Source organism: Actinosynnema sp., from assembly GCF_052038725.1.
The window spans coordinates 1-17,233 of record NZ_JBQGCX010001426.1; the positions used below are offsets into that span (position 1 = coordinate 1).

Annotated in this window: 17 protein-coding genes; 8 read left to right on the forward strand and 9 right to left on the reverse strand. The window is 75.6% G+C overall.

The window, feature by feature from the left end:
• The 4 genes from ygfZ to ACTUAL_RS30110 form a co-directional block, all read left to right on the forward strand.
• A partial coding sequence (ygfZ, locus tag ACTUAL_RS30095) for a CAF17-like 4Fe-4S cluster assembly/insertion protein YgfZ (protein WP_440902605.1) occupies nt 1-663 on the forward strand: 663 nt, incomplete at its 5' end.
• 54 nt (nt 664-717) lie between these two features.
• The gene (locus ACTUAL_RS30100; RefSeq protein WP_096497327.1) at nt 718-1,518 is read left to right on the forward strand and encodes a 3-keto-5-aminohexanoate cleavage protein; all 801 of its coding nucleotides are present in this window, start codon (nt 718-720) and stop codon (nt 1,516-1,518) included.
• A 60-nt stretch (nt 1,519-1,578) separates the two neighbouring features.
• Nucleotides 1,579-2,154 carry an RsiG family protein gene (locus ACTUAL_RS30105; protein ID WP_096497328.1) on the forward strand — a complete coding sequence of 192 codons (576 nt, stop codon included), beginning with the start codon at nt 1,579-1,581 and terminating at the stop codon, nt 2,152-2,154.
• 151 nt (nt 2,155-2,305) lie between these two features.
• Nucleotides 2,306-3,484, forward strand: coding sequence for an MFS transporter (locus tag ACTUAL_RS30110; RefSeq protein WP_440902606.1), 1,179 nt, complete (start codon nt 2,306-2,308; stop codon nt 3,482-3,484).
• Nucleotides 3,485-3,768: 284 nt separating this feature from the next.
• On the opposite strand, the gene ACTUAL_RS30115 is transcribed toward ACTUAL_RS30110, so the two are convergent.
• On the reverse strand, nt 3,769-4,650 hold the full coding sequence (locus ACTUAL_RS30115) for a hypothetical protein (protein WP_440902607.1): 882 nt from the start codon (nt 4,648-4,650) through the stop codon (nt 3,769-3,771).
• Nucleotides 4,651-4,812: 162 nt separating this feature from the next.
• On the opposite strand from ACTUAL_RS30115, the gene ACTUAL_RS30120 reads away from it, so the two are divergent.
• The 3 genes from ACTUAL_RS30120 (at nt 4,813) to ACTUAL_RS30130 (ending at nt 7,347) form a co-directional block, all read left to right on the forward strand.
• Nucleotides 4,813-4,995, forward strand: coding sequence for a DUF3073 domain-containing protein (locus ACTUAL_RS30120; RefSeq protein WP_015805515.1), 183 nt, complete (start codon nt 4,813-4,815; stop codon nt 4,993-4,995).
• A gap of 956 nt (nt 4,996-5,951) precedes the next feature.
• Complete coding sequence (locus tag ACTUAL_RS30125; protein WP_440902608.1) at nt 5,952-6,659, forward strand: Crp/Fnr family transcriptional regulator; 708 nt, start codon at nt 5,952-5,954, stop codon at nt 6,657-6,659.
• A 274-nt stretch (nt 6,660-6,933) separates the two neighbouring features.
• Nucleotides 6,934-7,347, forward strand: coding sequence for a hypothetical protein (locus ACTUAL_RS30130; RefSeq protein WP_440902609.1), 414 nt, complete (start codon nt 6,934-6,936; stop codon nt 7,345-7,347).
• Between the two features lie 41 nt (nt 7,348-7,388).
• On the opposite strand, the gene iolD is transcribed toward ACTUAL_RS30130, so the two are convergent.
• The 8 genes from iolD to ACTUAL_RS30170 form a co-directional block, all read right to left on the reverse strand.
• Nucleotides 7,389-9,239 (reverse strand): 3D-(3,5/4)-trihydroxycyclohexane-1,2-dione acylhydrolase (decyclizing), encoded by a 1,851-nt coding sequence (iolD, locus tag ACTUAL_RS30135; RefSeq protein WP_440902610.1) that lies wholly within the window; start codon nt 9,237-9,239, stop codon nt 7,389-7,391.
• A complete protein-coding gene (iolB, locus tag ACTUAL_RS30140; RefSeq protein ID WP_096497333.1) occupies nt 9,236-10,114 on the reverse strand; it encodes a 5-deoxy-glucuronate isomerase in 879 nt (292 codons plus the stop codon). The genes iolD and iolB overlap by 4 nt, the downstream gene beginning before the upstream one ends.
• A gap of 73 nt (nt 10,115-10,187) precedes the next feature.
• Nucleotides 10,188-11,159, reverse strand: a complete 972-nt coding sequence (iolC, locus tag ACTUAL_RS30145) for a 5-dehydro-2-deoxygluconokinase (protein ID WP_440902611.1) — start codon at nt 11,157-11,159, stop codon at nt 10,188-10,190.
• Nucleotides 11,156-11,923 carry an ATP-binding cassette domain-containing protein gene (locus ACTUAL_RS30150; protein ID WP_440902612.1) on the reverse strand — a complete coding sequence of 256 codons (768 nt, stop codon included), beginning with the start codon at nt 11,921-11,923 and terminating at the stop codon, nt 11,156-11,158. Before ACTUAL_RS30150 ends, iolC begins: the two co-directional genes overlap by 4 nt.
• Nucleotides 11,920-12,957, reverse strand: coding sequence for an ABC transporter permease (locus tag ACTUAL_RS30155; RefSeq protein WP_096497335.1), 1,038 nt, complete (start codon nt 12,955-12,957; stop codon nt 11,920-11,922). Before ACTUAL_RS30155 ends, ACTUAL_RS30150 begins: the two co-directional genes overlap by 4 nt.
• Before the next feature lie 5 nt (nt 12,958-12,962).
• On the reverse strand, nt 12,963-13,970 hold the full coding sequence (locus ACTUAL_RS30160) for a sugar ABC transporter substrate-binding protein (RefSeq protein ID WP_096497336.1): 1,008 nt from the start codon (nt 13,968-13,970) through the stop codon (nt 12,963-12,965).
• Nucleotides 13,971-14,032: 62 nt separating this feature from the next.
• The gene (locus ACTUAL_RS30165) at nt 14,033-14,887 is read right to left on the reverse strand and encodes a TIM barrel protein (protein WP_440902613.1); all 855 of its coding nucleotides are present in this window, start codon (nt 14,885-14,887) and stop codon (nt 14,033-14,035) included.
• The gene (locus ACTUAL_RS30170) at nt 14,884-15,900 is read right to left on the reverse strand and encodes a Gfo/Idh/MocA family protein (RefSeq protein ID WP_096497338.1); all 1,017 of its coding nucleotides are present in this window, start codon (nt 15,898-15,900) and stop codon (nt 14,884-14,886) included. Before ACTUAL_RS30170 ends, ACTUAL_RS30165 begins: the two co-directional genes overlap by 4 nt.
• A 138-nt stretch (nt 15,901-16,038) precedes the next feature.
• Between ACTUAL_RS30170 and ACTUAL_RS30175 the strand changes: the two genes are divergently transcribed.
• Nucleotides 16,039-17,034: a LacI family DNA-binding transcriptional regulator gene (locus tag ACTUAL_RS30175; protein ID WP_440902614.1), complete on the forward strand. Its 996-nt coding sequence runs from the start codon at nt 16,039-16,041 to the stop codon at nt 17,032-17,034.
• The last annotated feature ends 199 nt before the right edge of the window (nt 17,035-17,233 follow it).

Below are 17,233 nucleotides of genomic sequence, written 5' to 3' on the forward strand. Positions count from 1 at the left end.
GGGCCGGACGCGGCGGAGCTGCTGGCGAAGCTGGACGTGCCGGTCCCGGACGGGGCGGACGGCGTCCGCGAGCTGCCGGGCGGCGGGTTCGCGCGCCGGGTGTCCTGGCCGGGCGCGGGCGCGGTGGACCTGCTGGTGCCGCGCGGCGAGCTGGCCGACTGGTGGTCCCGGCTGACCGGCGCGGGCGCGCGGGCGGCGGGCAGCTGGGCGTTCACGGCGCTGCGGGTGGAGTCGCTGCGGCCGAGGCCGGGCGTGGACACGGACGAGAGGACCATCCCGCACGAGGTCAACTGGATCGGCTCGGCGGTGCACCTGGACAAGGGCTGCTACCGGGGGCAGGAGACGGTGGCGAAGGTGCAGAACGTCGGCCGCCCGCCCCGGCGGATGCTGCTGCTGCACCTGGACGGCACGCGCGAGGTGCAGCCGGAGACCGGCGACCCGGTCAGGCACGGGGACCGGGTGGTAGGCCGAGTGGGTAGCGTCGCGCTGCACCACGAGCTGGGGCCGGTGGTGCTGGCGCTGGTGAAGCGCTCGGTGCCGGTGGACGCGGAACTGCTGGTCGGCGACGAGGACCGAGTGGTGCAGGCGAGCGTGGACCCGGACTCGGTGCCCGCCGACTCCCCGCGCCTCGGGCACGAGGCGGCGCGCAGGCTCGCCAGGTGAGGGGCCGGGATGTGCCACTATCACGGCATGTCCCGTCCCGGTCCACGCGGAACGATGATCATCGCGGCCCCCGCCGGGGTCGCGCGCGGCGACGTCCCCCACCTGCCGGTGGCCCCCGGTGAGCTGCTGACCGCCGCGCAGGCGTGCGAGCAGGTCGGGGCCTCGGTGGTGCGGGTCGACGTCCGGGGATCGGACGGCCTGCTGTCGCTGGACCCCGGTCAGGCCGCCGAGTGCGTGGCGGCGCTGCGCGAGGGCACCTCGCTGGCGGTGCTGCTGTCGCTCGACGGGCCCGGCGGCGCTTCGGACGCGGACCGGTTGCGCGTGCTGGACGCGCTGCCGGACTCGGCGTCCCTCGCGCTGGGCGCGCCCGGTGGCGGCGACCGCTGGGAGTTCGCGGTCGCGGCGCACGAGGCGATGCGCGAGCGCGGGATCGTCCCCGAGTACGCGGTGAGCGGCGCGGGGCAGCTCGCGCTGCTGCGCAGGCTGCTGGACGAGCGCGGGCTCCCGGCGGGCGGGGTGGTGCACGTGGGGCTGGTGCTGGGCGCGCCCGGCGGGCTGCCCGGCGACGCGGACACCCTGGTGCCGCTGGTGCGGGAGCTGCCGGAGGGGGCGCTGTTCTCGGCGACCGGGCTCGACCGGGCCGGGTTGCCGGTGCTGCTGGCGGCGCTGGCGTGCGGCGGGCACCTGCGGGTGGGCCTGGCGGACACGCCGGAGTACGCCGAGGGGCAGCGGGCGCAGAGCACCACCCAGCTGGTGGCGCGGGCGGCGGGGGTCGCCCGGATCGCCCAGCGCCCGCCGCTGTCGGGCGCGCAGGCGCGCGAGTTGCTCGGTCGGCGCGCACCGGTACGGGTTTGAGACAACTTTGGAAGCAGGTTTGTGTTGGCGGGCAAGCACGGACTACCCCAGGATGAGTACGTGATCGAGGTGCGCCCCGGAGGGCGCCGCCGCATCGACCGGGTGCTCGCCCCCGACTACACCGAGGGTGTCGAGCGGCTCCCGCTCGCCGAGGTGCGCGCGAAGCGCGACGAGGCCGCGCAGGAGGAGACGGACCTGTCGTACCTGCGGCGGTTGCTGCACGCCCGGATCGACATGGTGCGGGCCGAGCAGCAGCGGCGCAGCACGGGCGGGTCGGCGGTGGTGGACCGGCTGGCCGCGATCCTGTCGTCCAACGCCGTGGGGCCCGCGACCGGGCTGGGCCGCTACCAGGCGCAGGAGCCGTCGCGGGCCGACGCGCACCAGCGGCACGTGGAGGCGCTGGTGTCCGACGTGGACCTGTCGGACGTGAGCGCGCTGGACGACGAGAAGCTGGACCTGGCGCTGCGGACGTTCGTCGCCGAGGAGGCGTCGGTGTCGGCGCGACGGCGCGAGGTGCAGGGCGTGGTGGACCGGCTGAACGACGAGATCGGCGGGCGGTACCGGAGCGGCACGGCGTCGGTGGACGAGCTGCTCGCGGTGGAGCGCGGACTGCACGGAAAGCGTCCCGGCGAGTAGCCGCGACCTGCGGGAACGTCGTTCGACGTTCTAACAGGTGGGATCACACTCCCGCATCTTGAGCAACCGGGCTTAGCGTCGGGGGCGTGATCAGCCGCGCCCGCCTCCAGCCGCCCCCGTCCGCCCGCGCCCGCCGGGGTGGTGGTCGCCGATGAGCTACCGCTGGGTGGTGCTGCTGGTCGGCGCGCTCGCGCAGGGGACCAACGCGGCGGTGTTCCTGGGGCTGCCGTCGATCAGCCCGTACCTGCGCGAGCACTTCGGGCTGTCGCTGCCGCAGGTCGGGCTGCTGCTCGGCGCGGCGAACCTGGGCACGGTGCTGGCGCTGGTGCCGTGGGGCGCGGTCGCGGACCGGCGCGGCGAGCGGCTGGTGATGGCGGTCGGCGGGTTCGGGGCCGCGGCGTGCCTGGCGCTGGTGGCGCCCTCGGGGGCGGTGCTCGCCGGGGTGGCGCTGTTCGGGGCCGGGCTGTTCGGGGCGAGCGTGAACGCGGCCAGCGGCCGGGCGGTGCTGACCTGGTTCCCGAGGGAGCGGCGCGGGCTGGCGATGGGGGTGCGGCAGACCGCCGTCCCGCTGGGCGCGGCGGTCACGGCGGGGCTGCTGCCCGCCGTGGCGGTCGGGTCCGGGGTGCCGGTGGCGTTCCTGGCGCTGGCGGGCGCGACGGCGCTGGTGGCGGTCGCCGTCGCGGTGTGGGTGCGGGAGCCGCCGGGGGTGGTGCGGGTCGCGCGCGGCGGGCAGGGCCTGGTGCTGGCGGACCGGCGGCTGCTGCGGCTGAGCCTGGCGTCGGGGCTGCTGGTGGTGCCGCAGTTCACGGCGGGCGCGCTGCTGGTGGAGCTGCTGCACGGCCACCTCGGGATCGCGGCGGCGACGGCGGCGGCGCTGTTCGCGGTGGCCCAGGTGCTCGGCGGGGCCGGGCGGCTCGCGGCGGGGATCTGGTCGGACCGGGCGGGCGGCAGGTTGGGGCCGCTGCGGTCGATCGGGGCAGCGGTCGCGGTCGGGTTCGCCGGGTGCGCGGCGCTGCTGGACTCGGCGCCCCGGTGGCTGGTGTGCGCGGCCCTGCTGCCGACCGCGGCGCTGGCGATGTCGTGGAACGGGCTGGCGGTGACGGCGGCGGGCGAGCTGGCCCCGCCGGGGCGCGGCGGGACCGCGCTGGGGATGCAGAACAGCGCCAACTACCTGACCGCGACGGTGACGCCCGCGCTCGCGGGGTGGGTGGCGGTGGCGCTGGGGTGGACGTGGGCGCTGGTGCTGGCGGGGGTGTGCGCGGCGGCGGCCAGGGTGGTGCTGGCGCGCGGGAAGCTGACCGAGGGACCGGTGGCCGGTTCGGCGGGGTGAGCCGAGGCCGGGGGGATCTGAGGCCCAGGGGGCGGGCAGCGGTGGGCGACCGTGGGCTGGGCCGGGCTGGGCCGGGGCCTGGCGGCGGCCGGGCGGCGGTCGGGTGGCAGCAGCCGGGGCCTGGCGGCAGCGGGGCGGGACGCCCCCGGCAGCGCTCTGCGGGCGAGCGGACGCCCCGGAAGGCGTTGGGGCCGCCCGACGGGGTGGTCTCGACGGGGTGGTTCTGGCGAGATCGCCCGATCGGGGGGCGGTGGCCCGATCCAGGGCGGCCGGAGCCGCCGGGGTCAGCCGTGCCGCTCGCGCCGGGCCAGTTCGCCCCAGAACTCGCGCAGCACCTCGTAGCGCAGCGCGACCTCCTCCGCGTCCCCCTCCTCCAGGGCGTCCACGATGGCGTTGACGTCCTGCGCCGAGGTGTCGTCGGTCAGGTCCTGGTCGTCGACGAGCTGCACGAGGCCGCCGTAGTCCAGCTCGACGGCCGAGCCCGCGTCGAAGTGCTCCAGCCAGCGGCCGGTGTCGGCGAGCACCTTCGCCGGGCCCTCCTCGCCGATCGAGTCCCGGACCACGCGCAGCGCCCGCGCGACCCGCTCGCGCGCGTCCGTCATGGACGCCCGCCAGGACACCTCGCGCTCCGGCGCGTCCCTGGTGGCCAGGACGAGCCGCCTGGCCTCCGGGTCGACCAGCGCGAACCAGGGCAGCGGGACCGTCCAGGTGGTGGAGATGACGTGGACCGCGCCCCCGGTCAGCTCCGCCATGACCGAGCCCGCCCGAGCCCGGACCGCGTCGGGGCTCGCGGGCAGCGCCTCGTCCTGGAGCGGGCCCCAGGAGGTGGCCAGGAAGCCCACGAGGGCGGCGGCCGAGCGGGCGCGGAGGTCCAGCGGGCAGACCAGCGGGCCGTCGCCGACCTCGCCGGGGACGTCGGCCGGGTCGAGCGCCATCACGTCGAAGGGGGCGTCGGGCGAGGGTCCCCCGTCGGGGCGTTCTCCGGGGAGCAGGCGCGGGCGCCCGCCCAACTGTGATCGCAACCACAGGTGACGTTCCCGCTCCCCCGCCTCCGCACGGGTCAGCGGGCCCTCTTCCAGGGCTTTTCGCACCCGGTCCGCCAACGGTGCGTCAAGGGACGACAGCGGTTCGTACACCCTGAGGTAGGCGACGAACGGTCGAGGCACCCCCGCATCCTCCCACGGTGAGATTTGGCGGCACGTGTCACGCCTACCGCGTCGCGGGCAACCCCATCGACACGGTACGGTAGTTACCAGGAACTAGTTGTCGAGACGAGTGGGGCCGCCGTTCCCCCGGCCGCCCCCGTCCCTGTGCGAGGGGGTCGAGCCATGGGGCGCGGCCGAGCGAAGGCCAAGCAGACGAAGGTGGCGAGGGAGCTGAAGTACAGCTCTCACAACACCGACTTTGACGCCTTGCAACGCGAGTTGTCCGGCGATTCCGACATCGGTCGACGAAGCGATGATCGCGTCGACGACTCGTCGGACGACGATTACGACGACTACCGTCGCTGACGCAATCACACCCATGCAGAGATCGGGCTGCCGGCACCACCGGCAGCCCGATCTTTGACACTGACATCGCCCTGGCGCGCTGCCGAGGCGGAGTCGACCACATCCCCGGACGGACCCGCGCGACGCGGAGCCGTGCGGAGTTCGTGGCACGACTCCCGTCCCCGGCGGCGCCAGGTCGGCCGCAGCACCGGCGGGAAGCCTCCCGTCCCGGTGCTCTTCGGCGATCCGGTTGACCACTCCTCCCCGTCCCGCGCCCCGGCGCGGGTGGTGGGTGAGCGGCGTCCGGAGAGCAGGCGGCCGTGGCCTGGAGCGTCCGGGTTCACACCGCACCGCCCGCTTGACCCGCGTTGCGCTCCACTTCGGAGCACGGCCGGGGACGCGGGCGGATTTTGTGCTGTCCGGGGCTGGCGGGACCGCTGCGAGGTGGGCCGGGAGCACCGCACCGGGGGTCGTGGCGCTCGCGCCGCCGGGTGGGGACTGCGGGGCCGGAGGCGGGCGGGTTCGGGACCGGGGTTGGCAAGTCGAGTCGGAGCGGGCAGGCTGTGGCCGGGCAGACCCGAGAACCTTTCACGTGCCCCGCGTGCCGCCCCGAGGGCGCGGCGGACGGGCGGGCGGTCCGGCGGCCCGACCACGGGGTTCGCGACCCGCCGAGCGGGCCGGTTCAGGTCCTTCGGACATCTCAACAGGTCCAAGGTCCCGGATCGGACAGGTCTTCACCGGTCGGCGCGCCGATGGCGACGCGCGGGAGCAGGGCGATTCCATTTGATTGGGCATTGCGAACGTATTCGCGTGCGATCTTCCGGAGGCTCCCGATGGGCAAAACGCCGAACTGGCTCAGCGCACTTACCCCCCAATCGGGTGTACTGTCCGCAGCACGTTAGGGGAGACCATCACTTGCCGACCGCACCGGGTCGACCCAATTGAGTTCCGCCGGTCACGACAGTAACAGGACCCACATGCTGCCCATGCCGAGCACCGCGCCCCAGGAACAAGTGTGGCCCAGCAACAGCCTGCTGAGCAGGCTCCGCGAGAACACCAGACAGGAGCTGCTCGCGGTCGGCACCGTGGTCCGCTACGCCGCCGACCGGGAGGTCATCGAGCAGGACGCGAAGGACACCCACGTCCTGCTGCTGCTCGAGGGCGTCGTGAAGGTGCAGACCACCGACGAGACCGGTGACACCGCGCTGCTCGCGATCAGGGTCGCGGGCGACCTGGTGGGCGAGATGGCGGCCCTCGACCAGAAACCGCGCTCGGCGACCGTGGTCACCTGCGGGGACGTGGTCGCGAAACTCATCACGAGCGTCGAGCTGATGGGCTTCCTGCACCGCAGGAACGACGTGTTCGTGGAATTGATCGGAATGATCAACGACCGGTTGCGAACTGCCAACCAGCGGCGACGCGATTTCCTCTCGCACCCCGCGGCGGAACGCGTCGCACGCGTTCTGGTGGAATTGATCGAGACTTATGGCCGCGAGGAAGTGCACGGCTGGACGCTCGGAATTCCGCTGACGAAGGTGGAACTCGCTTCCATCGCCGGGATGAAGCCGAGGACCGCCGAGAAGGCCTTCAGCGATCTGCGCAAGGCCGGGGTCGTGGTCAGCCACCTGCGCCGGGACGTGCTGATCCCGGACCTGGACGAGCTGCGGACCTACGCGGGGATCTGAGCCCCGACCGCACTGGTGCGGGGTGCGGGCGAGGCCGGTGGGCCAGAGTGTCCCGTGGCGAGAGCTCAGGTCCGGGAGCCCTGGTCCGGGAGCAGCGGTCCGGGAACCCGCCAAAGTGGATCATCGTCACATCCGGCGGGTGGCGTCGAACGGTGGTGGAGCGGGTACCCGTGGGGCGCGCCGGACCTGGTCGGGTGCTCGCGCTCGCCGACACCGGGTCCGCCCCAGGGGGTTTCGCCTCCGGGGCCCGCCCCCTGTCTTCCCGCCCCGCCTGATGAGAGGACGCACGACCTTGCCGGAGGCGCTGCTGATGCTGGCCGGGGCCGTGGCGAGCGCGCTCGCCAGGGCGACCGACACCCCGCTGTGGCCCGCGCTGCGGGACGGGGTCGCGGAGGCGGTCGACCCGGTGCGGCCCGGTGTGCCCCGGTTGCGGCTGGAGAAGGGGCGGCGGGCGCTGGTGTCGCAGCACGCGGTGCGGCGGGAGCCCGCGCGCGCCGCGTTCACGGCCGAGTGGCGGGACTCGCTGCACGAGGTGCTGCTCGGTCGGCCCGAGGCCGCCACAGGGCTGCGTCGGGCGCTGGCCGAGGTGAGCCCCTCGCTGCCCCGGTGGAGCGGGCAGGACGGGGTCGTGCCGCCCTCGGTGCTGCGCGGGAGCGTCAAGCTCGCGCAGGCCTCGCCCTACCGGTGACCCGGCCCCCGCGGTGAACCGGCCCTACCGGTGAACGAGCCCTACCGGCGCCTCCGCCCCAGGTGCCTGACCTGGCGGCGCTTGCCCTCGGCGTGGTCCCGGTGGCCCGCCAGCGACCTGGGCACGCCGACCTCCCACCACGCGTCCGACTGCGTCCACGACGACGGGTCGGTGCGGATCACCACCGCGGCGGGCCGCTTCCCGGACACCGCCGCCCTCCTCGCCTCGCGGTAGGCGTTCGGCAGCGCGGCCAGGTCCGGCGCGGGGTGGACCGAGCAGCCCAGCGCGGCGGCGTGGGCCGCGAAGTCGACCGACGGCGGGTCGGCGTGGCCGGTGCGGACGTCCGCGTACAGGTTGTGGAACGGCCGCGCGCCCTGGTCGCGCTGGAGGCGGTCGATCACCGCGTAGCCGCCGTTGTCGCACACCACCGCCACGAACCCGTGCCCGGCGAACGCGGCGGAGAACAGGTCGGAGTTCAGCATCAGGTACGAGCCGTCGCCCAGCAGGGCGGTCACCACGCCCCGCTCCCGCGCGATCGCCGCGCCCCACGCGCCCGCCAGCTCGTAGCCCATGCAGGAGAAGCCGTACTCGACGTCCAGCTCCGGCTCGCCGCCGCGCGCCCGCCAGCCGCCGACCAGCTCGCCCGGCAGCCCGCCGGACGCGGTCAGCGCGTAGTCGCCGTCCTCGGACAGGTCGTTGACCACGCCCACGACCTGCGCGTACGTGGGCAGGCCCGGACTCGGGGCGCGCAGGGCGGTGACGCGGGCGTCCCACACCTCGCGCTCGGCGCGCGCCCTCGTGGTCCACGCGGGGTCCGCGCGCCAGCCCGCCAGCGCGCCGCCCAGCTCGCGCAGGGCCTCCAGGGCGTCCCCGGTGACGGCGGTCGCGCCGTGCTTGACCGCGTCGAAGCGGGCGGTGTTGACGTTGACCAGCGCCGCCGCGGGGGCGAAGGCCGTCCAGGAGGCGGTGGTGAAGTCCTGCAGGCGGGTGCCGACCGCGAGGACGGCGTCGGCGTCGGCGGCCAGCCGGTTCGCGGACGCCGACCCGGTGATGCCCAGCGGGCCCGCGTGCAGCGGGTGGTCGTGCGGGACGAGGGTGCGGCCCGCCGTGGTCTCGGTGACCGGGACGCCGTGGCGCTCCGCGAGGGCGAGCGCCTCGGCCGCCGCGCCGGAGTAGCGGACGCCCCCGCCCAGCACCAGCAGCGGGCGGGTGGACCGGGACAGCGCCTCGGCCGCCGAGGCCAGCTCGGCGCGGTCGGGGCGCGGCCGGAGCGGGCGGTGCAGGACCGGCTCGAACAGCGGGTCGGGGAAGTCGTGCTCCTCGACCTGCGCGTCCTGCGGCAGCGCCAGGACGGCGGGGCCGCAGTCGGCCGGGTCGGTCAGCGCGCGGGCGAGCTGCGGCAGGGTGGCGATCAGCTGCTCGGGGCGGGTGATCCGGTCGAAGTAGCGGGCGACCGGGCGGAAGGCGTCGTTCGCCGTGGTGGTCGGGTCGTGGAAGTGCTCGACCTGCTGGAGCACCGGGTCGGGGGCGCGGCCGGTGAAGGTGTCGCCGGGGAGCAGCAGCAGCGGGAGGCGGTTGGCGTGGGCCACGCCCGCCGCCGTGACGGCGTTGAGCGCGCCGGGGCCGAGGGAGGTGGTGACCACGCCGACCTGGCGGCGGTGGGTCGCCCTGGCGATCGCGGTGGCGGCCAGCGCCATGCCCTGCTCGGTGTGCCCGCGCCACACCGGCAGGCGGTCGCGGACCTCCTCCAGCGCGGTGCCCAGCCCGAGCGCGTTGCCGTGGCCGAGGATCGCGAAGACGCCGGGGAACAGCGGGGCCCCGGTCCCGTCGAGCAGCTCGGTGCGCTGGGCGAGCAGCCAGCGGACCAGGGCTTGCGCGGTGGTGAGCCTCATCGGGTCCGCCCCTGGGCGCCGGTGACCGGCACGCGCGGGTCGGGCGGCCTGCCGACCCAGGTGTCGCGGACCCAGGCGTGGGCCGGGTCGTCGTGGAAGTCCATGGCGCGCGGGCCCGGTCCGGCCAGGACGTTCAGGTAGTAGAGCGGGTAGCCGGGGGCCGCCGCGCACGGGCCGTGGTAGCCCTCGGGGATCAGGAACACGTCGCCGTCGCGCACCGGGACGTCGTGCTCGGCGCCCTCGGCGGTGTAGGTGCGGTGCAGCGCGAAGCCCTCGCGGGACGGGGTGACGCCGTCGCGGCCCGCGACGCGGAAGTAGTAGAGCTCCTCGTTGGGCACCGGGCAGGTGCGGTCGTGCTTGTGCGGCGGGTAGGAGGACCAGTTGCCGTCCGGGGTGATCAGCTCGCAGGCCATCAGGCGGTCCGCGTGGTCCCAGGCGCCGGGGACGCCGAAGTTGGTGACCTGGCGGGTGGCCGGGCCCGCGCCCCTGGTCTCGACGGGCACCCGGTCGGCGGGGCCGTAGGCGGGGGTGAGGCGGCGCTCGCAGCGGGCCAGCGGGACCGCCAGCTCGGTCGCGCGGTCGGCGCGGATCTCGGCGGTGGCGTCCCTGGGCAGGTAGGCGAAGTCGGTGACGCCGGTGAAGACGCTCTCGCGCCCGCGCAGGGTGAGGCGCTCGCCGTCGACGTCGACGGTGCAGCCGCCGGACAGGGGGAGCAGGAACGCCTCGTGGTCGCCGGTCTCCAGCAGGCGGGTCTCGCCGGGGGCCAGGGCGAGCACGCGCAGGCCGACGCGGTCCCAGCCCGCGTCGGCGGGGGTGAGGACGACGGGGTCGCCCGCGGCGGTGAGGGTGCCCAGGGGGCGGTGGAGGTCGGACACGGGGGCTTCCTTCCCTCTGCGGGTTCTGGCCTCTGCGGGTTCTGGCCTCTGCGGGTTCTGCCTCTCGGGTGGTTCAGCTCCGGGGGTGCTCGGGGTCCTGGCCCAGCAGCGGTTCGATCTCGTCCGGGGTGGGCATGGCGTCGGCGCAGGCCAGGCGGGTGGCGACCAGGGCGCCCGCCGCGTTCGCGTAGCGGGCGGCGCGCTCCGGCGGCCACCCGGCGAGCAGGCCGTGGGCGAGCGCGCCGCCGAACGCGTCGCCCGCGCCCAGCCCGCACACCACGTCCACCGGGCAGGGCGGGGCGGTCCAGGTCCCGTCGCGGGTGGCGACCAGCGCGCCGTCCGCGCCCAGCTTGACCACGGCTAGTCCGACACCGCGCGCGAGCATCCGCCGCGCCGCCTCGTCCGGGTCGGCGGCGCCCACGGCGATCTCCGCCTCGGCGCGGTTGCCGACGGCGACCGTGACGTGGTCGAGCATCCAGCCGATCTCGCGCCCGGCCCGCTCGGCGCCGTCCCAGAACGCGGGCCGGTGGTCCAGGTCCAGGACGGTGTGCGCGCGGCGGGCCCGGTGCTCCAGCAGGGCGCGCTGGGTGGAGCGGGCCGGTTCGGCGCACACGCCGGTGCCGGTGACCCACAGCAGCGGCACCCGCGCGACCAGGTCCCACGGCACGTCGGCGGGCTCGAGGGTCAGGTCGGGGGCGGTGGGCTGGCGGTAGAACAGCAGCGGCGGGTCGTCCGGCGGGTCGAGCGCGCAGAACACCACGGGGGTGCGCAGGTCGGGGGCGGTGCCGACGTGGTCGGCGCTGACGCCGAAGCCGCGCAGGGCCGTCCGCACGTAGCCGCCGAAGCCGTCCGCGCCGACCTTGGTCAGCACGGCGGCCGAACGCCCCAGGCGGGCGGCGGCGACGGCGACGTTGGTGGCGGTGCCGCCGAGGGACTTCGCGAAGGTGCGCACCTCGGCCAGCGGCACGCCGCTCTGCTCCGGGTACAGGTCGACGCCGACCCGACCCACGGTCAGCACCTCGGGAAGTCCCCCGGCGGCGCTCACCGGTCGGTCCCGCGCAGCTCGTGCTCCAGCTCGGCCAGCTCCGCGCCGCCCGCCATGCGCTCGGTCAGCTGGGCCAGGCTGATCTCCGACTTGTCGTGCCAGCCGACCGCGCGCCCCCGCTGGAGCAGCAGGAACCGGTCGCCGACCGGGTGCGCGTGGTGCGGGTTGTGGGTGATCAGGACGACGCCGAGGCCCCGGTCGCGGGCGCGGGCGACGTGCCGCAGCACGAGTCCGGCCTGCTTGACGCCGAGGGCGGCGGTGGGCTCGTCCAGGATGAGCACGCGGGCGCCGAAGTGCACCGCCCGCGCGATGGCCACGCACTGGCGCTCGCCGCCGGACAGGGTGCCGACCGGCTGCTCGACGTCGCGCAGCTCGATCCCCAGCTCCGCCAGCGCCTCCCTGGTGGTCTCGCGGGCGGCGCGGCGGTCCAGGAACGGGCCCCTGCGCGGCTCGGAGCCGAGGACGAAGTTGCGCCACACGCTCATCAGCGGCACCACCGCGAGGTCCTGGTGGACGGTGGCGATGCCGTGGTCGAGCGCGTCGCGCGGGGAGGAGAAGCGCACCTCGGTCCCGTCGACCAGGAAGCGGCCCCGGTCGTGCCGGTGCACCCCGGACAGGATCTTGATCAGGGTGGACTTGCCCGCGCCGTTGTCGCCGAGGACGCAGGTCACGCTCCCGGCCTCGACGGTCGCGGACACGTCGTGCAGCGCGTCCACGCTGCCGTAGGTCTTGCCGATGCCGTCGACCTCGATGAGCGCCGTCACCGCCGCACCCTCTCCGCCCTGCGCCGCAGCGCGTTGTTGACCAGCACGGCGGCCAGCAGCATCGCGCCGAGGAACAGCTGGAACCAGTCGCTGTTCCAGTTGGCGTAGACGATGCCCTGGCGGGCCATGCCGAAGATGAGCGCGCCGATGGCGGCGCCGATCGCGGAGCCGAAGCCGCCGGTGAGCAGGCAGCCGCCGATGACGGCCGCGATGATGAACTGGAACTCCAGCCCGATGCCCTGGTTGGCCTGGACGCTGGTGAACCGCAGGATGTTGATGCTGCCGACCAGCCAGGCGGCTGCGGCGGTGGTCATGAACAGCAGGATCTTGGTGCGCCGCACCGGGACGCCGACCGCGCGGGCGGCGGTGGCGTTGCCGCCGACGGCGAAGACCCAGTTGCCGAAGCGGGTGCGCAGCAGCACGACGGCGGCGAGCGCGGTCACCCCGAGCCACCACAGGACCGAGACGCGGAAGGCGGTGCCGCCGACGTCGATGGTGGAGGCGAAGAAGTACCCGGCGGAGGCGTAGCCGTCGGCGGAGCGCATCCCGGACACCTGGACGGTGCCGGTGACCAGGCGGGTGACGCCGAGGTTGAGGCCCTGCAGGGCGAGGAACGCGCCGAGGGTGACGATGAAGCTGGGCAGGCCGGTGCGCACGACGAGCCAGCCGTTGAGGGCGCCGACCGCGAGGGCGAAGAGCAGCGACACCAGCAGGGCCAGCCAGGTGTTCCAGCCGAGGCGGGTGGCCAGGACGGCGGTGACCAGCGCGGTGGACGCGGTCATGACGCCCGCCGACAGGTCGAACTCGCCGCCGATCATCAGCAGGGCGACGGCGACGGCGGCGATGCCGAGGGTGGAGGCGTCGTCGAGCCAGGTGGCGACGCCCGCCGGGCTGAGGAAGCGCTCGGTGGCCAGGGAGAAGAAGGCGAACACGAGGAGCGCGCCGAGCAGGGCGCCGACCTCGGGGCGGCGGACGAGGCGGTCCACGGCGCGGCCCGCGAGCGGGTCGGCGGGCAGGGGCTTGGTGGTGGTCACTGGGGTCACCTGGTCCCGCGCTCGGCGTACTCGGCGACCCGGTCCACCGTGGAGCGGTCCACGATGCCCGGTCCGGTGAGGACGGGCTTGCCGCCGCCGACGGTGTTGGCGTTGTCCCGGTAGAGCTTGATCAGCACGACCGGGAGGTAGCCCTGCTCGTACTGCTGCTGGTCGACGGCGAACAGCACGTCCCCGGCCTTGATCGCGTCGGTGACGTCGGTGTTGAGGTCGAACGTGACGATCGCGGCCTTCGACCCGGCCGACTTGCCCGCGGTGACGGCGGTCGCGGCGACCTGGGAGTTGAGCGCCAGCACGGCGTCCACCGACGGGTCGGCGCGCAGCGCGCCGGTGATCCGGGCCTCCGCGTCGGTCGGGTTGTTGATGTCGACCTGGAGCGTGGCGGTCTCGCCGCCGAAGCCCGCGCGGGCGCCGTCGCAGCGCTGGTTGAGGCCGGTGTTGCCCGCCTCGTGGATCACGCAGAGCAGCTTGGACCTGCCCTCCGCCCTCAGGCGCCTGCCCGCCTCCTCACCGGCGAGGTCCTCCTCCTGTCCGACGTGGGCGATCGCGCCGAACTCGGCGCTGCGGGCCCCGCCGGAGTTGATGGTGACCACCGGGATGCCCGCGCGGACGGCGCCCTCGACGGCGGGGCGCAGCGCGTCCGGGTTGGCCATCGACACGACGATGCCGCCGACGCCCTGCGCGACCGCGTTGTCCACGAGGGTGGCCTGCTTGCCTGGGTCGCCGTCGGAGTTGTAGTCGACGGCGGCGCCGAGCTGCTCGCCCGCGTCGGTGGCGCCGTTCTTGACCACGTTCCAGAAGGCGTCGCCCGCCGTGCCGTGGGTGATGACGGCGATCCGCAGCGGACCGCCGGTCTCGGCGAGCGCGCCGGTGGGGCGGGGGTCCTCCGCGGTGGGGCCGGTGCACGCGGCGAGCAGGGTCAGGAGCGCCGCGCCCCGCCACCACCGGCCGGGTGGGCGGTGGGCGCGGGTGCTGCTGCGCGGAACGGGGGTCATCGTCGTCTCTCCTGGCGTGGTGGGGACAGGTCCCCGGCGGGGACCCGGCCCGGCGCGGGGGGTCAGCCGAGGTGGGGGTGCAGGAACGCCAGGCCCCGTGCAGTGTCCCCGACCGGGCCCGCCGAGGTCGCGCCCGCGTCGAGCGCGGTGTCCTGCTCCAGCACCAGCCAACCGCCGTAGCCGTTGATCCGCAGCGCGGTGAGGACGGCGGGCACGTCCAGGTCGCCCTCGCCCAGCGGCGGGTACAGGCCGCGCCGGACGGCGGCGGCGTAGCCGGTGCGGCCCTCGCGGACCTCGGCGGCCAGGTCGGCGCGCACGTCCTTGAGGTGCACGTGAGCGATCCGGTCGGGGTGCCGGGAGGCGAGTTCGAGCGGGTCCGCGCCGCCGATCAGCAGGTGGCCGGTGTCCAGGCACAGCGGCACGTCGGACTCGGCGAGCAGGCGGCCGACCTCGGTGGCGCGCTCGACGTGCGTGCCGACGTGCGGGTGCAGGGCGGTCCGCACGCCGTGCGCGGCGGCGGCGTCGCGGGCGGCCTCGGCGGCGCGCAGCACCGCGGTCCACTGGGCCGGGGTCAGCTCGGGGCGGGCGTCGTAGCCGTCCAGGCCGGTGGCGGCGGCCAGGACGAGGACGTCGCCACCCGCGCGGGCCAGGCGCTCGGCGGCCCGCTCGGCCTCGGCGACCGCGCCGGGCTCGTGCAGCGGCGTGGCGAGGAAGCCGCCGACGAGGGCGAGGTCGTGCGCGGCGAGCAGGTCGTGCAGCTCGTCGGGGTCGGCGGGCAGGTAGCCGGGCGGGCCGAGCTCGGTGGCGGTCAGGCCGAGCGCGGCCATGTCGGCGAGCACGGTGGCGGGCGGCAGGACCTCTCCCCAGCCGGGGACCTCGCACACGCCCCAGGTGATCGGCGCCCCGGCGAGCCTCACCGCGCGCTCCTCGCGCCGACCGGTTCCTCGGCGAGGCGCACGGGCGCGCCGGTGCGGCGGGAGAGCTCGCACGCCTCGGCCAGGCGCAGGCTGACCAGGCTGTCCCCTGGCGGTGACGGGTTGGCGGCGCGGCCCGCGACCACGTCGACGAAGGTGGCGACCTCGGCGAGGTAGGCGCGGCGGAACCGCTCGGGGAAGCCGGGGTACGGGTCGTCGGGGGCGCGTCCGCCGGGTTCGAGGGAGGTCAGCGGGGTGCGCTCGTCCAGGCCGACGGCCAGGCAGTCGCGGCTGCCGAACACCTCGATGCGGTGGTCGTAGCCCGCCGGGTCGTGCCTGCCGCCCGCGAGCAGGGCGTGGGCGCCGCCCGCGAACGTGAGCAGCGCGACGGCGTTGTCCACGTCGTCGGCGGCGGCGAACACCTCGTCCACCAGCACCGAGCCCGCGGCGTAGACCTCGGTGACGGGTTCGCCGACCAGCCACGGCACGGCGTCCAGGTCGTGGATGAGCAGGTCGCGGAACAGGCCGCCGGACGCGGGCAGGTAGCCGGGGTCGGGTGGGACGGCGTCGTTGCCGAGGGCGCGGACCAGGTAGACGCGGCCGACCTCGCCCGCGCGCAGGCGGCGGTGCAGCTCGGCGGTGGCCGGGTCGAAGCGGCGCTGGAAGCCGACGACGACCTCGGCGCCGGTGGCCTCGACGTCCGCGACGAGCGCGCGCATCTGCGCCTCCCCGGCGGCGATGGGCTTCTCGCACAGCGCGGGGACGCCCGCGGCGGTGGTCGCGCGGAGCAGGTCGGGGTGGGTGCTGGTGGGGGTGGCGAGCAGGACTCCGTCACAGGCGGTGAGCAGGTCGGGGAAGCTGTCGACGGCGGTGGTGCGCGGCAGACCCGCGGCCACGGCGGCGGCGCGGCCGGGCAGCGGGTCGTGCAGGAGCACGTGGTCGACCTGCTCCAGCGAGGCCAGGTTCGTGGCGTGCATCGAGCCGATCCGGCCCGCTCCGGCTACTCCGATGCGCATGACGAAGGTCTCCGTCCTGGTGGGAGGGGTCTTCCGTTGGAGCGCTCTACTTCTCGAAGCGCCCCCATGCTGTAACGTGCGTCACACCGGTGTCAAGGGTCGGGCTGCGGGCAGGCGTTCCGGTGATGGGGGTTCGGGGTGTCCAGACCGACGATGGAGGACGTCGCGCGGCGCGCGGGCGTGTCCAGGGCGCTCGTGTCGCTGGTCATGCGGGGGTCACCGAGGGTGAGCGAGGTGCGGCGGTCGGCGGTGCTGGTGGCGGCGCGGGAGCTGGGGTACTCGCCGCACGCGATGGCCAGGTCGCTGGCCAGCCGGACCTCGCGGGTGCTGGGCGTGATGGTGTCGGACCTGCACAACGCGTTCTTCGCCGAGGTGGTCGACGGGATCGACGCGGTGGCGCGGGAGCGCGGGTTCGACCTGATCATGAACACCGGCGGGCGGTCGCCCGCGCGCGAGCGCGGGGCGGTGCAGAGCCTGCTGTCGTTCCGGCCCGCCGGGCTCGCGCTGCTGTCGCCGGTGGTGCCGTCCGCGACGATCGCGGGCGCGGCGGCGCAGACGCCGGTGGTGCTGGTGGCCCGCTCGTCGCGGTTGGCCGCGGTGGACACCGTGAACGACGACGGGGTGCTCGGCATCGGGTTGGCCGTGGACCACCTGGTGTCGTTGGGGCACCGGGAGATCGCGCACCTGGACGGCGGTCGGGGGGCGCAGGCCGGGCCGCGCAGGCGCGGGTACCTGGCGGGCGTGGCCGCGCACGGGCTGGCGCCACTGGTGGTGGGCAGCGAGTACACCGACGCGGCGGGGGCGGCGGCGGTGCGGGAGCTGCTGGCGCGCGGCAGGGTGCCGACGGCGCTGGTGGCGTGCAACGACGCCAACGCCGTGGGCGCGATCTCCGCACTGGAGGAGGCCGGACTGCGGGTGCCGCGCGACGTGTCCGTGGTGGGCTACGACAACACCTCGCTGGCGGCGCTGCGACACGTCTCGCTGACGACGGTGGACCAGCCGCGCAACGAGCTGGGCAGGCTGGCGGCGCTGGCACTGCTGGAACGGGCGGCAGGCGGCCGGGTGGAACCGGTGCGGCAACTGCTGCGCCCGTCCCTGGTGGTGCGCTCGACAACAGCGCCGCCACCCCGGTGAGGTTCCGGCGGGGCGACCCGAACTCCGCCATCCCGACACGCTGACGCACTGGCCTAGGCGCGGGTTGGTGGGGCGCGGGTTGGTGGGGCGCGAGCGGGTGGGGCGCGGGTGGGCATGAGCTGGGCGGGCCAGATGGGCAACCGGGCGGGGTGGGCAAACCGGGTGGGACAGGCAGGCCGGGTGGGACAGGCAGGCCGGG